Below are 13,428 nucleotides of genomic sequence, written 5' to 3' on the forward strand. Positions count from 1 at the left end.
TTAACGTGAGTTCGGGTTAAGCCGAAGGCTAAAACCCCTACTATGAATAGCTTGAGTTAAGTAGCCAGCCAGTCACCCTTTCTCAATAAGACCTGCTACTGCAAGTATTTGCAACTGTGAGACTTATTGACAAGAACTTGACCGAGAGCGTGGTGGCAAGCCGCAGAAAATCAGGGCTTCTAGCGATTCCTTATCCCGAACTCACGTTATTTATTCGTGGGGCAACGGGGTTGCTTGACAGTAGAAACGATGAGTACACGGGTAAAGACCTGGTGCCACGATGTGGGACTGAAAGGCAATTATGGCAGCCATACACTGTGGAAAACGTGGGGCTATTGGCAACGCTTAGAGTGAGACACAGCAATCCCCCTGCTGATGGAAGCGTTTGGACATGCGACGCAGCAGCAAACGCTGGCTTATTTAGGGATTCAGTCGAATGAGATTGCGGCGATTTATGAGTTGGAGTTGTAGGTGCTTTTGATTTTGTCAACAATGATTGTTGAGCTGATGACGGCAGCAACGGGCATGGCTAATGATGCGTGTGCTTCTGGATCATAGTTAGTCGGCACTGCTTGTTTAATTAAGCGGTCAGGAATTGCGTTCTAACAGGTTTAATTGACGCTTCTGTAACTTTCGCTACTCATTGGTTTCGGCAGAAGCAGTGTAATGCGGTAGTTATCAAGGGTTGTGGAGAGTTGACGTGTACTTAACCCCCAGAGAAATGGAGCGGTTAACAATTTTTACGGCAGCAGAAATTGCTCGTCGCCGAAAGGAAAAAGGTTTGAAGCTGAATGTGCCAGAAGCGATCGCCTATATTACCGATGCCATGATTGAAGGCGCACGCGAAGACAAAAGTGTGGCGCAGCTTATGTCTGAAGGCGCAACCTTGCTAACGAGCGACGATGTGCTGCCGGGTGTGACTGAATTGATTCCGCTGATTCAGGTCGAAGCACATTTTGCCGATGGCACCAAGCTCATCAGCATTCACAATCCCATTCGTAGCGTTGGAGTTTGAGACGATGACCACTAACTCAAGCGCCTTTCCGGGTGAGGTGCTGTGTGCCCCTGGAACCCTGCACCTCAACGTCGGACGGGCGTGTAAAACCTTAACGGTCGCTAATTTGGGCGATCGACCGATTCAGGTTGGTTCGCACTACCATTTTTTTGAGGTGAACCGCGCCTTGCAGTTTGATCGCGCTGAAGCGTACGGGTTTCGGTTGGATATTCCGGCAGGGACAGCGGTACGATTTGAACCGGGCGACACCAAAATGGTGACTCTCATCGCGATCGGCGGTACACGTCAGATACAGGGACTCAATAATCTGGTCAATCAAGCATTAGATGCTCCTGATGCAAAAGCAGCGGCAGTAGAGCGCGTGCGATCGCTGGGTTACAGTACACGTCCTGCGGAGCATGAGGCAGCGGAGGAGGGGCATGGAAATTAGTCGTGAGCGCTACGCTGAACTCTTTGGTCCGACAACAGGCGATCGCATCCGGTTGGGCGACACGTCTTTAATTGCTGAAGTCGAACGAGACACTACTGTCTATGGCGATGAGTGCGTCTTTGGCGGTGGCAAAACGCTACGCGATGGGTTGGGGTTGGCTGCTGGTGTGACGGCAGCCGACGGTGCCTTGGATCTGGTGATCACCAATGTGGTGCTGATGGACCCGGTGCAGGGCATTGTCAAAACCGATATTGGTATCAAAGATGGTCGCATTGTGGGTATTGGTAAAGCGGGCAATCCGGGCGTGATGGATGGCGTACAACCTAACCTGGTCATTAGCGCCAATACTGATGTGCGATCGGCGGAGGGTTTAATTGCGACGCCGGGTGGCATTGATTGCCACGTTCACTTTGACAGTGCTGGGCTTTGTGCCGAAGCACTCTCTAGCGGACTTACAACCATGATCGGCGGTGGGCTGGGACCCGTGACAGTGGGCATCTGTTCCGGTGGAGCCTACAACATGGGCTTGATGCTGCAAGCGTCCGAAGGCTTTGCCATGAACTTTGGGTTTCTCGGCAAAGGAAGTTCTAGCCTGCCTGCGAGTTTGGTGGAACAGGTGGAAGGAGGGGCGATCGGTCTTAAAATCCATGAAGACTGGGGTGCTATGCCTGCGGTCATCGATACCTGCCTTTCTGTAGCAGATGACTATGACTTTCAAGTGCAAATCCACACTGATACCTTGAACGAGTCAGGCTATGTGGAAGACACGATGGCAGCCATTCGAGGGCGCACGATCCACATGTATCACACAGAAGGCGCAGGTGGTGGACATGCACCAGACATCATTAAAGTGGCTGGTTACACCCATTGCCTGCCATCATCCACCAATCCCACAAACCCCTACACCGTCAACACCTTTGATGAACACCTGGACATGGTGATGGTGTGCCATCACCTCAACCCCAAAGTGCCAGAGGATGTTGCTTTTGCTGAGTCCCGCATTCGGGCTGAAACGATCGCCGCTGAAGATATCTTGCACGACATGGGAGCCATCAGCATGATGGGTTCGGATAGTCAGGGGATGGGGCGCATTGGCGAAGTCATCTGTCGCACCTGGCAGTTGGCATCCAAGATGAAAGACCAGCGCGGCACGCTGCCAGAAGATAATGAGCGCAACGACAATCAGCGTATTCTGCGGTATCTGGCAAAGTACACCATCAATCCAGCCAAAACTTGTGGCATTGATGCCCATGTGGGTTCGATCGAGCCTGGCAAGATCGCAGATATTGTGCTATGGCAACCGGGCTTTTTTGGCATCAAACCAGAACTCATTATTAAAGGTGGTTTCATTGCCTGGTCCCCAATGGGCGAATCCAACGCCTCCTTAATGACCTGTGAACCTATTCTCTACCGTCCGCAGTGGGGCAGTTTTGGCAGTGCGAAGCAATCCACTTCTTTTTGCTTTGTCACTCAAACTGCGTTGGAGCAAGGGTTGCCCGATAAGCTGAAGCTACGTAAACAACTGCTGCCTGTGAAAGGCACGCGATCGCTCAGTAAAGCCGATATGTTGCATAACAACGCGTGTCCTGAGATTGAAGTTGATCCAGATACGTTTCAGGTACGTGTCAACGGTGACATTGCAACCTGCGAACCTGTGTCGCGGGTACCGCTGGGTCGGCTGTATATGTTTCGGTAAATCCAGCGTGAGGGCAAAGATGCAAAAAACAGTCGCTCGTTTGGGGATAGGGGGTCCTGTTGGCAGTGGTAAAACGGCGCTACTGGAACGATTGGTACCGTTGCTGATGCAGCAAGGCATTGAAGTGGCAGTCGTTACCAATGATTTGCTGACACAGGAGGACGCCGATCGCCTCAAGCGCAAAGGCTTCTTACCCACTGATCGCATTATTGGGGTGGAAACGGGCAGTTGCCCCCATACCGCTATCCGCGAAGATCCCACCATGAATTTATTGGCAATTCGCAACCTGGAGCGGGCGTTCCCAGAGCTTGATCTTGTGTTTGTGGAGAGTGGGGGTGACAATCTCGCCTCGACCTTCAGCTACGACTTAATTGATGCATATATCTTTGTGCTGGATGTGGGTGCAGGCGATGATATCCCCCGCAAAAACGGCCCTGGCTTCATGCAGGCAGACCTGGTGGTCATTAACAAAATTGACCTTGCTCCTTACGTTGAAGCCGATTTAGACCTGATTCATCGCGAAGCGACAGAGCGCCGATGCGGTAAGCCGATCGCCTATACCAACTGCAAAACGGGTGAAGGATTGGATCAGGTAATGCAATTCATCTTTGACAAATTGCTGTTTCAATCAGTGCGGGTGCTGACTTAATGACTGCAATGGAAACAATCATAAAAGATAGACAAACGGCAGATAGTGCTGCTGAACGCAGCGATCCATCAACTGTGGCTTTCGGTCGTACCTCTTCCAACCAGCTTGCTGTACAGATTGGGCTGGATCAATACCATCAATCTTTTGTACAGCGTCAGTATGCCACCTACCCCTTCAGGCTTTCGCGAGCGCTACGGCTTGATCCAACCGATGCTCACCGCACTTATCTTTACATCATGAATTCCTCACCCGGTCTACTGGCTGGTGATGCCTTTCAGATGAGTGTCCGACTCAGCGATCGTACTGCCCTTTACCTCACTGATCAGTCGGCAACCAAGGTGCATCAAATGGCGGTGGAGCAAAGTGCTCGCGTTCATTACGAGGTCGCAGTTGGCTCTGGCGCAAGCTTAGAGTACGTTCCAGAACCCATCATTCTTTACCGCAATGCCAGTCTAAAACAAACGATGCGGATCACGCTGGCACCCACCGGGAGCTTATTTCTCAGCGACATCATGGTTCCTGGCCGGCTAGCGCGAGGCGAATACTTTCACTTTCGTCAATATGTCAATCGGTTACAAGTTTACACACCAGCTGGAGACTTAGTTTTTACGGATGCTATGCAGCTCAAGGGGCAGGTCGATCGACCTCACGCTGCGGAGCCAGATCGCACCTCGTTTGATCGCGCGTCCCAAAGCCCTTTATTTTCGCCGTACCCTATCCTTGCCAGCCTGCTTTTGGTTCTGCCTGAAATTGATTTGCAACCGCTGAGCCAGGATTTAGCACAGTTTGCTCAGGTGCAGACCAATCTAACTGCTGCCAGTTCCCCTCTCCCAAACTGTAATGGTTTGTGGCTACGAGCAATGGCGGGTAGCGTGTCGATCGCTAAAACCTACATCAACCATGCGTTAACGAGAATGCGTCATCTCAATGGTCAACCTAGCTTGCCAGAGGTGCCCAAATGACAACTCTAGCAGAAACCTATCTGGGTAATCAGGTAGGTGACTCAGCGCTACAGCAGCAAGTGGAGCAAGCGCGTCAAGCCGGAACCTTACTAGAGGTTTATTTGCAACCAGGCGATCGCGCCAAAGGTCGTATTCATGCCCACTCTACCTGTGGCGTTGAGCTTGGCATCATCAAAAGCCGCGACCATGCCCTGAAAATGGGAGATATCTTTGTCACCCAATCAAACCAACTGTTGCTTATCCATCTCCATGCCCAAACTGTTATGGTACTGACCTTTGACGGCGATGCCACGGGTCATGCTATTGACCTCATTTATCTAGGGCATGTGCTGGGTAATCACCATTGGTCAGTGCTGGTGCAGGGCGATCGCATCTATGTAGAAATGATGGCTGATCCAGCCGTGATGGAAACGACGATAAGAGCCGTTAACATTCCAGGTTTGTGTATCGACTACGAGGTGCGATCGCCTGCCGCTCCGCTACAATTCTCGTCTCATTCTCATCATTAAGGGGCATAAACGACCGCTATGATTGATTCTCGGTTGGCGCTGATGCAATTGTCCGACTCCTTTTTCCCCTCAGGCTCCTTTACGCTTTCCCACGGGCTAGAAAGCTTGGTGCAAACTAAACAGATCTGCACGGCAGCAGATGTGGAAACGTTTCTTTACCTGCTGCTACACCATAAAATTGGCTGCTCAGATTTGGTTGCCCTGATCCATGCCTATCGCGCCAGTGCTGCCAATGAGCCTGACGAAATTCGACGTGCCGATGCGTACCTGTATGCCCAGACCCTGATTCAAGTAACCCGTGACGCGCAATGTCGAAGTGGGCAAGCACTGTTGATGGTGGCACGATCAACTTGGCGCGATCAACAACTGGAGTCTTTACAGAATGATGTGGATACCAAGCGAACTCCTGGCTTACATCCGATCGTGTTTGCAGTTGTCGGTCGTGCGGTTCATCTGAGCGAGAGCGACACCAGCCTTGCCTTTCTCCATAGTTTTATCACTGGTGTCGTGGGAGCGGCGATTCGTCTAGGTGTTTTGGGGCACTTGGGCGCACAAACACTTCTCGCTAAGATGGCTGTAGAAATAGAGGCGATTGCTACTCAAGCCCTATCGCTGTCATTAGGCGAGATGTGGTCGTGTACACCTGCGATCGACGTGGCTCAAATGTTACATCAACGCTCGCATAGCAAGCAATTTGCTACTTGATAAACGCCTATAGGGGAAACTAATCGTGTTCATCATGCTGCATATTTTGAACATCATTATGATTTCTCTAAAGGCTGGTTAGCCTGAGTCTGCATCTCGATCGAACTCCTTAACTACAGCTGCCACCGCTTCAATCTCATGTTGTAAGTCCTCAACCGAGGGCAGCTTCGCTTTAAACTCGTCTGGTAATGCCGCCGAGGTGCGATAGGTAGAGATGTTCTAAGTCACGTTTAGGGGCTTTTTCACGCAGATCGAGAAACTCCAGGTTGTATTCTAACTTGAGTAAGCTTTGGGCAAAATCAGAGACTGAGGAGCCGGAAGTACTGCCTGAAAATTCGTTAGTGCGCCTCTCTGACAGTTATACAGATCAGTATCGATCTGGTGGATCAGGACATTGCGGCTCCACCCATTCTCGATCGTCTCTGAGGCAATTGATTGAAACCGCTTCGATCGCAGTAGTGCTTTGTACCAAGCATGGTAGAAACCCTATGGACCCGATTTCACCGGGCGTCAGGGACGAGGACTTATTCGAGATCAGGGCAACCCTGGCAACCGAGCAACGAGCAAATTTTGTGAAGCTGTCTTGAGTTTGGCACTGCAAACTAATGAGTTGTCCGGTGGTCAAGCACGGGGCGGCATTCTTACACTAGCAACCGGGTTAGGGGATGTTCTAGCAGAGCGCTTACGTCGGGTTGGGATGACGCTAGAGGTGAACTTATCGTGATGCATAGGCTGGAAACGTGCTTAGATTTTTCTTAGAGTGATTGCAGTTAGCGTCTTTGCAACCCTGAGCATTCTTTATATCAACGTCAAATCAAGCTTTTGCGGCATCGACTGTCCCATTTATATAGCAAAAGGCTGCAAGCTGAAGGCTGAATAGAAACCCTTACTCAAAAGAAGTTTCAAGTCTGATGTCTGTCCTAACGCTCTCTTCGACTGCTATAGGTGAAAACGGGACAGTTCAAGCGGATGGACATCTCAACCAAACGCCTGTTGAGAACCCTAATTTATGCGCTTTTCAGCCTTAACGATCTGTTGCTAAAACTGAGCCTAAGACCCCTCTCACAGTTGGTCCTGCGATCGCCAAAACCCAGTCTTCAATCTGGTCTTCGGGCAGAACGAATGAACGACTCTGACTCGTTCCGGGTCTAAGCGAGAGCCGAGTTGCCACCGAAAAGTTTTCAGTTTTCATTGCCAAATATTGCCCCTGCCGCCAGGGTTCTAGAAGATTGTCGAAATAGGGCGAAAAGAACCGCCCTGACTGACCAATGGGGTAGATATAGCGCGATCGCTCTGGGTCAGATAGATCAATCAACTGCCGATAGCTGGGACCGTTGCGATCCATCAAGAAGTTAGTGGAGTTGTAAGGACCAACATTGACTGTGTAGCGATCGCCTCCATAGGGAACCTGACGACGAATTGGCAACACCGGATGTTTAAAGACCGCCTGATGCACGTCACCCCACTGAGGAACGTTGCCATTAAACCCGTCAACTACTCGTTGTAGCGCCAGTGCTGCGTTGGTTAATGCCTGAGCCGCAGAACCACCTAACACTGGATCGCCCTGCGTCAGCGCTTTGAGCAAAAAGCGGGGAGCAGGTTCCTGAGCATTGCCTTCCAAAACTTCTAACCCGATCGATCGAGCTACAAATTTCGTCAGTTCGTTAAACCAGGCTTCAAACACAGTGCCGACTTGAGAATCGGGATGCAGATTGCCATCCCAATTCAATAGTTGGTTTAACCAATTTACGGTTTCAGTTGGAATTGGATTCAAACTATTGAGAATGGGCTGAAGCTGTTGCAGGATCGGTTTGAAATCGCTATAGAGCAGGGTTGTCTGGTCAAGCTGAATCGCCTGCATATCATCCAGCGAAAGCTTGTCCTTGCTCAAAATTAGCTGTTGAATGCGCTCTGCGCGATAGGGTTCTGCCCACTCCTGACTAATGGTGTAGGGATAGTTAGAAGGTGCAACCCGGTTGTTGGCAGTGACAATGAAACCAGAGTCAGGATTTAACACATGGGGTAATTGATTGAAGGGGATAAAACCTTGCCAATCAAATTGCCCAGTGCCGGGAACGGGCAACAGCCCCGAATGACCATCTTGACGAATGGGAATTTTACCTGGGGTGTAGTGACCAATATTGCCATCCACATCCGCATAAACAAAGTTTTGGATGGGCGCAACATAGTTTTGCAGGGCGGTGGTGAACTCATCCCAATTGCGTGCCCGATTAATGCCCTGGAAGGCGGTAAGTGTGTTGTCCGTTTCACTCAGGCTGACAAACTGAAGCGCTAAAGGTTGCGAAATTCCTAGTGCATCCGAAATTACAGGACCGTAAACACTCTCACGAACCGGAAGCACAACATCCGCCGCACCGCGCACCTTGATGGTTTCGTAACGCACACTGTAGGGCCGCAGTTGATCACGGTAGAGGTATTGCCCAGGTTGGGTGGGATCTTCTACCAGCGCATAGAGATCTTGCACGTCGGCTTGAGTTGTCGTCACGCCCCAAGCAATAGAGTTGTTGCGCCCAATCACGACCCCGGGCAGCCCCGGAAAGGTTGCCCCAATCGTCTCATAAGTAGGTGCTTCCAGATGCGCCGCGTACCAAACGGAAGGAATTTGTAGCGTGATGTGGGGGTCATTGGCTAAGAAGGGCTTGCCAGTGGTGGTGCGGCTACCTGAGACGACCCAGTTATTTGATGCAAACGTTTCGGGAGACAGCAGTTGGCTAGAGGCAAGCCGCTCTACAGCAGCATCGTTCACAGGCTCAGTCAGCGCCGAAAGGTCAGTTTGGGGCAGAGCTGAGGAGCTACTAGAAGGTAAACCGGGAATTTTCGCGACATCTTCAGGGCGAAGAATGGTCACATCGCCGGTATAGGGTGGAAAGATTTCTTGAATGCGGGCTAAGGGAATGCCTTGAGACAGCAGGCGCGATCGTAGAAGCTCTGATTGAAAGTTGCCCGATTGAACCAGACTTTGCAGCTTGACCGCTCCCAAAACATCAATGGGCTGCCACGGCTCAGGTCTGTAGTTCAACACCTGAAATTCTAGTGGTAGTGAAAGATTGAGGTTCAGGTAAGCATTAATACCATTCGTGTAGGTATCGACAATGTGACGTGTAGCAGCATCCAAGTTGGTGTAGGCTGATGCGGCTGCCTGATAAAGTCCCAGAGTGCGGTTGGTAATGTCCTGTTGCAGTGTCGTTTCACCCACAACCTCTGATAGTCTACCCTGCGTTATCCTGCGTTGAAAGTCCATTTGCCAGAGGCGATCGTTCGCGTGCATGAACCCCAACGTGTAGAACAGATCATCCTCATTTTGTGCCTGGATATGGACAATTCCAGACGGTTCACGAGAAACGTTGACTCGATCGCTTAACCCCGGCAGATTAGCCGATGCACGTGACCCAACAAAGGACAGCGCCTCTCTCACAACACCCCTTGCGCCTGTTAGATCTTGATCGGCTGACTGAAGAAACTGTGTAAGTTGAGCCAGGTTATCGAGTCCATTGTTGGGTTGTAAAAGAGCATTTAAAGCGGCGTTTTGTGAAAATGGCATGGGTTATTATTTCTCCTCAGGTGGGGCTGTTCTTTGAGAAATTTTTCAGTCAATAAGCACAAACCTTTTAACCAACGGGCTGTTAGAGACGTGAGGCTAAGTAGCTGGACGTAGCTATTTACAAACTGCTTTTCGACTTCGCGTTCGACGTTTCGGCTAAGCTCAACGTCGAAGCATGAGCGCCCTTCGGCTTAAGCGCTCATGCCGAAGTCTCAATGCTCTTAGTCCTGTATGTCGGCGGGTTGAGCGCAGTCGAAACCCGGTCGCTAAGTGGTGCTTAATTTAGCCCTCCTACTTAGAACAATTCCGAACGCCGCTAAGGCAGAGTTACAAAGATAGTTTCCGACTTTGCAAGCTCCTGGCAAACCCGCCACAGTAGGGTGTTATGCAATAAGTTTGATGATACGATCAGCAATGGCATAATGGCGTTTATAGGCATTGCTAAACTGGTTCTATCGCAAAAATTGTTGAAGAACAAGCAATTTGGCAAGGGCAGTGCAGAAAGACCGAAGAGTAAAGACGCAGCACTAGCGTTAGCGTGCCAGCAAAACACAGTTAGTTTTGAGTCTGAGACGGCAACTCAAAACTCAGCGCCACAGACTCAGATGGTGGCGCTGGTGGTGGCACCGTGACAGCAACTGCCACAGGTTGCAAAGGCGGCGGCGGCGCGTGAACAAAAGCCTCAACCGCTCTCAGTTGAGACCCGGCATCAACGGCAACCCACTGCCCCTCAGAGAAGCGGCGTAATTCAAAATGCAAGTGAGGACCCGTCGAGTTACCAGTGCTGCCTACACGCCCGATCGTGTCCTTCGCCCGCACTACCTGCCCTTCGGTTACTAGTAGCTCTGACAAATGCGCGTACAGCGTCTCATATTTTTCGTCAGGGTAACTCACAATCACAGTCTTACCGTAGCCACCTTTCCACCCTGCAAAGACGACTGTACCAGAGTGTGCCGACTGAACGACAGCACCATGAGCCGCCGCTAAGTCAACGCCAGAATGAAGACGCTGCCCACCTGTGATTGGGTGTGTTCGCCAACCAAACGGCGACGAAAACGGCACGACTTCTGCCAGTGGGTAGTAAAAGCTTTTGTCTGCTGGGTCAAGTCGGAACGCCCAAGCAGGTAGCGAAGCCAAAACAGTAGCGGCAGTCAAAAGGACAGAAAACCTAACAAAGTCACAGGGCATAGATTCAGCCTCCGGTTGGGAAAGCCTTGGGAATGAGTGCAATTGTACTATAAACTGAGGTGATAATTGAGGGGCGAGACCAATCCCCTTCACCCTGCTTCCTCGCGTTCGTTAAGGGAACTAACAAAGAGGAACCCATGTCGCTTGCACTGCAAAGCCAAACAGTCAACTTGTTGACTTCGCTTTAACCACTTGAGAAATTGCTGCCCTAGCGATCGCTAGCAGTCTTGGTTCAGGAGCAGCCTTTCTGTTTTGTCTTTGTCGGTGGAAGAAGCCCAAAACTTAATTGGTTTAGTTTGACCTTGCTCTTGTACTCTTCAAACAGCTTCACTTAAAGCCTTTGACATTGCTTCACCCGTAAACTCAGCCATTTCAGCTACCACCTCTTTAGAAAGGCGACTGGACACAAAAAACGTTTCGCCTATAGCCGCTGTCTTAAGCTCAAGCCTAAACTGAGCATCAACAATGCCAAAAAGAGGTACAGCCAGCGTGAGCAGTATTGTTTCAAGTGGATAAAGCAAATTCTTTGCTGCTAACCTAAAGCCCAGCCAAAGCAGCCAAACACCTTAAGCCTAGAATCAGCACTTCGTTACTTTTGGCGCAGCTGCAAGGCTGCAAAAATGTTGTCAACTGACAATTTTAGGTTTGGAAACACCTGCGATCGTGCTGGCTCAGTACCACGAAATGGCATAAACTGATACTCGCCATCAAGCAACTGGTAAACCATGATTAACGGCTGCTTCGGAGAATCGATATGACGACTGGCTCCAAGCACGAGATAATCGACAATCCATATTCAGCGATGCCCATTTCTTCGTAATCTGGCAGCTTGCGCTCATAGTCGTCACGCTAATTGCTGCTGGTGATCTAGATGACGAGTTAGGTGGAGATTCCCTTTGTGAATGAGCAAAAGATTTGACGTGATTCGCAACTGAGGTGATTAGAAGTAAGCCAAGAGCCTAAAACGCTGACAGATTCTAGCCTTACAGGTTTGCGCCACTTATTTGCGAATTGCGCCATATTTTCTGCTCATTCACAGAAGCAATCACCGTTTGGGGCATTGCCTCTAGCCGTGCCCGCATCAACAACTGCAACTCATTCAGGTTCTTTGGCAACTGCCATCGCAAGCCCAACTTGAAATATTGCCACACGCGCTCAACGGATTGGTTGCTGGTGAATGGGACGGTTGAAACATCAAGATGATGCTGGTTAGCATTTTCAAACGTTTGGCGCGGTGCGCTCCAGCTTGGTCTAGTTGCATGATCACGGTACTGTCCTTGTACCGTTCGCTGACTAAGTTTAAGAACACCTGAAAGCAATCACTGTTGAGATGGGTGAAAGCAGTGCTCACCAGTGCTCGGTTCTACAACCCCGTAGAGATCAGCTGCCTTGAACTGCCACTGCACTTTGCCTTTGGGCTTAATGCCTTTGGCTGTGATCTTGTGCCCACTGATGGTTTTGGGTCCAAGCCGTGTTTCATCTTCACAGAAGAAGCGTACTGGTCCGGGCAGTCCCATGACCGCTACGGCATACCAAGACAGCAACGCCAAATGCTTAGCGAGTTTTTTTAGATGCCTCGACTCGCAATCTGCAGTGGCAACACTTACAGGTCTTGCCACCTTGGGTGCGGCTTTGAGTCAGTAATGCACCAACTGATGCACTGTTTTGTAGGGGGCAGTGATGCTGAGTTGCGTCTCTAACCACTGGCAAATCTCATCGTAGCTGTTGAAGCCCTCACTCTCGTGCAACTGTTGATTGAGTGCCTCCTATGTCCACTGGGGAATACTCTGCCGCCGCCCGGTGCGGGGCGTGTGTGCAAGTATAGCCTCGAGACCGCCACTACGCTCACTACGCTGCACGGTGATGCGATGACGAGCGAGGAAAGTAGCCACATCCTGCACCGTTTTGGCTTGCCCACTTTGGAAGCAGATAAAGCAATTAAAGCCGTTCTTTGCCAGAAGCAGTCTTGGCGTGTCTGAGGCGTTGCTTCAGGTTAGCTTCGGTTTCGGTAATATCGAGCTTATAAACACCTACCATATTTGTTTGATTAAACCCAATAGTTACTTTATATCATCTGTGGCTTAATCTTGATGACTTGGTATAAAAAGATACTGAAGCCAAACCGAGGCGTTGGCTGGCTCAAAGTCCCTCACATTGTTGGACTCAAAAGCGACGAGAACACCTCAGTGAGCCCAGCGAGTAGAACGAGAGCGCCGGAGTTTCAGGCTCCGACTGCCTCACAGGTACCCTAGTCCACCCCTTCATGCCACTTGCGGGCCGGCTACTCATTCAATCGCGATCTTCTGTGCGCTCGTAGCAGTACGCTCCACCTGACGCACAAAAGCCAGCAGCAGCGCTGTAAATTTTTCGGGATACCAGAGCCCCCATTCGTGGAAACCCTCTTCGACAGTGGTTAAGCGGGAGTTTAGAATCATGGCCGCCATTTCCTGAGCGGCCTCGAGCGGCGTAGTCAAGTCCTTATCTGACCACAACAACAGACAGGGTGCTTGAATCTGCGGTAATAAATGTTTGAGCTCCACCTGTAAGGAAAGCCATAAGGCTTGCAGCAGGTTGCCTGTTTTAAACAACAGGGGTAGTCGTGTAAAAGTAATGTTGCTAAATTAACAGTGCTGTTCAAAGTGCTAATCCCCGATGCGTGCTTGCCCTAGTTGTACTTCGGCTCAAACTATCAAAAGTGGTCGTATCCATACA

At 50.4% G+C, this 13,428-nt stretch carries 16 protein-coding genes; 9 read left to right on the forward strand and 7 right to left on the reverse strand.

Annotated features, from left to right (window positions below):
* Positions 1–700: 700 nt before the first annotated feature.
* From H6F76_RS04325 to H6F76_RS30905, 8 genes are all read left to right on the forward strand, one after another.
* Positions 701–1,015 carry an urease subunit gamma gene (locus H6F76_RS04325; RefSeq protein ID WP_190452410.1) on the forward strand — a complete coding sequence of 105 codons (315 nt, stop codon included), beginning with the start codon at positions 701–703 and terminating at the stop codon, positions 1,013–1,015.
* Between the two features lie 4 nt (positions 1,016–1,019).
* The gene (locus tag H6F76_RS04330; RefSeq protein ID WP_190506249.1) at positions 1,020–1,445 is read left to right on the forward strand and encodes an urease subunit beta; all 426 of its coding nucleotides are present in this window, start codon (positions 1,020–1,022) and stop codon (positions 1,443–1,445) included.
* A complete protein-coding gene (ureC, locus tag H6F76_RS04335) occupies positions 1,435–3,141 on the forward strand; it encodes an urease subunit alpha (protein ID WP_190506252.1) in 1,707 nt (568 codons plus the stop codon). Before H6F76_RS04330 ends, ureC begins: the two co-directional genes overlap by 11 nt.
* 19 nt (positions 3,142–3,160) lie before the next feature.
* On the forward strand, positions 3,161–3,790 hold the full coding sequence (gene ureG, locus H6F76_RS04340; RefSeq protein WP_190506254.1) for an urease accessory protein UreG: 630 nt from the start codon (positions 3,161–3,163) through the stop codon (positions 3,788–3,790).
* A gap of 8 nt (positions 3,791–3,798) precedes the next feature.
* Complete coding sequence (locus H6F76_RS04345; RefSeq protein ID WP_190506256.1) at positions 3,799–4,752, forward strand: urease accessory protein UreD; 954 nt, start codon at positions 3,799–3,801, stop codon at positions 4,750–4,752.
* A complete protein-coding gene (locus H6F76_RS04350; protein WP_190506258.1) occupies positions 4,749–5,261 on the forward strand; it encodes an urease accessory protein UreE in 513 nt (170 codons plus the stop codon). The genes H6F76_RS04345 and H6F76_RS04350 overlap by 4 nt, the downstream gene beginning before the upstream one ends.
* Positions 5,262–5,279: 18 nt before the next feature.
* The gene (locus H6F76_RS04355) at positions 5,280–5,966 is read left to right on the forward strand and encodes an urease accessory UreF family protein (protein ID WP_190506259.1); all 687 of its coding nucleotides are present in this window, start codon (positions 5,280–5,282) and stop codon (positions 5,964–5,966) included.
* A 589-nt stretch (positions 5,967–6,555) separates the two neighbouring features.
* Complete coding sequence (locus H6F76_RS30905) at positions 6,556–6,690, forward strand: hypothetical protein (RefSeq protein ID WP_277881186.1); 135 nt, start codon at positions 6,556–6,558, stop codon at positions 6,688–6,690.
* A 300-nt stretch (positions 6,691–6,990) separates the two neighbouring features.
* Here the strand turns inward: H6F76_RS30905 and H6F76_RS04365 are convergent, their stop codons facing one another.
* The 6 genes from H6F76_RS04365 to H6F76_RS29580 all read right to left on the reverse strand — a co-directional run bounded on the left by H6F76_RS04365 (position 6,991) and on the right by H6F76_RS29580 (position 12,260).
* A complete protein-coding gene (locus H6F76_RS04365) occupies positions 6,991–9,528 on the reverse strand; it encodes a penicillin acylase family protein (RefSeq protein WP_190506262.1) in 2,538 nt (845 codons plus the stop codon).
* A 555-nt stretch (positions 9,529–10,083) separates the two neighbouring features.
* Positions 10,084–10,716 (reverse strand): M23 family metallopeptidase, encoded by a 633-nt coding sequence (locus tag H6F76_RS04370; RefSeq protein ID WP_190506264.1) that lies wholly within the window; start codon positions 10,714–10,716, stop codon positions 10,084–10,086.
* Positions 10,717–11,033: 317 nt separating this feature from the next.
* Positions 11,034–11,237: a hypothetical protein gene (locus tag H6F76_RS04375; RefSeq protein ID WP_190506267.1), complete on the reverse strand. Its 204-nt coding sequence runs from the start codon at positions 11,235–11,237 to the stop codon at positions 11,034–11,036.
* 68 nt (positions 11,238–11,305) lie between these two features.
* Complete coding sequence (locus tag H6F76_RS04380) at positions 11,306–11,443, reverse strand: hypothetical protein (protein ID WP_190506269.1); 138 nt, start codon at positions 11,441–11,443, stop codon at positions 11,306–11,308.
* Between the two features lie 256 nt (positions 11,444–11,699).
* Positions 11,700–12,035 carry a hypothetical protein gene (locus tag H6F76_RS29575; RefSeq protein WP_199321911.1) on the reverse strand — a complete coding sequence of 112 codons (336 nt, stop codon included), beginning with the start codon at positions 12,033–12,035 and terminating at the stop codon, positions 11,700–11,702.
* Positions 12,036–12,260 carry a hypothetical protein gene (locus H6F76_RS29580; RefSeq protein WP_206754328.1) on the reverse strand — a complete coding sequence of 75 codons (225 nt, stop codon included), beginning with the start codon at positions 12,258–12,260 and terminating at the stop codon, positions 12,036–12,038.
* Positions 12,261–12,458: 198 nt separating this feature from the next.
* Between H6F76_RS29580 and H6F76_RS29585 the strand changes: the two genes are divergently transcribed.
* Complete coding sequence (locus H6F76_RS29585) at positions 12,459–12,695, forward strand: hypothetical protein (protein WP_199321913.1); 237 nt, start codon at positions 12,459–12,461, stop codon at positions 12,693–12,695.
* Between the two features lie 306 nt (positions 12,696–13,001).
* On the opposite strand, the gene H6F76_RS04390 is transcribed toward H6F76_RS29585, so the two are convergent.
* Positions 13,002–13,304: an alpha/beta hydrolase gene (locus H6F76_RS04390; protein ID WP_190506270.1), complete on the reverse strand. Its 303-nt coding sequence runs from the start codon at positions 13,302–13,304 to the stop codon at positions 13,002–13,004.
* Positions 13,305–13,428 lie beyond the last annotated feature (124 nt).

Source organism: Leptolyngbya sp. FACHB-321 (assembly GCF_014695975.1).
Classification (GTDB): Bacteria; Cyanobacteriota; Cyanobacteriia; order Leptolyngbyales; family Leptolyngbyaceae; genus Stenomitos.

What these genes read in the sequence shown, in the direction of transcription:
- H6F76_RS04330 (WP_190506249.1), top strand. Translation starts at nt 1,020, where the DNA reads ATGACCACTAACTCAAGCGCCTTTCCGGGTGAGGTGCTGTGTGCCCCT.
- ureC (WP_190506252.1), top strand. Translation starts at nt 1,435, where the DNA reads ATGGAAATTAGTCGTGAGCGCTACGCTGAACTCTTTGGTCCGACAACA.
- ureG (WP_190506254.1), top strand. Translation starts at nt 3,161, where the DNA reads ATGCAAAAAACAGTCGCTCGTTTGGGGATAGGGGGTCCTGTTGGCAGT.
- H6F76_RS04345 (WP_190506256.1), top strand. Translation starts at nt 3,799, where the DNA reads ATGGAAACAATCATAAAAGATAGACAAACGGCAGATAGTGCTGCTGAA.
- H6F76_RS04350 (WP_190506258.1), top strand. Translation starts at nt 4,749, where the DNA reads ATGACAACTCTAGCAGAAACCTATCTGGGTAATCAGGTAGGTGACTCA.
- H6F76_RS04355 (WP_190506259.1), top strand. Translation starts at nt 5,280, where the DNA reads ATGATTGATTCTCGGTTGGCGCTGATGCAATTGTCCGACTCCTTTTTC.
- H6F76_RS04365 (WP_190506262.1), bottom strand. Translation starts at nt 9,528, where the DNA reads ATGCCATTTTCACAAAACGCCGCTTTAAATGCTCTTTTACAACCCAAC.
- H6F76_RS04370 (WP_190506264.1), bottom strand. Translation starts at nt 10,716, where the DNA reads ATGCCCTGTGACTTTGTTAGGTTTTCTGTCCTTTTGACTGCCGCTACT.
- H6F76_RS04380 (WP_190506269.1), bottom strand. Translation starts at nt 11,443, where the DNA reads ATGGTTTACCAGTTGCTTGATGGCGAGTATCAGTTTATGCCATTTCGT.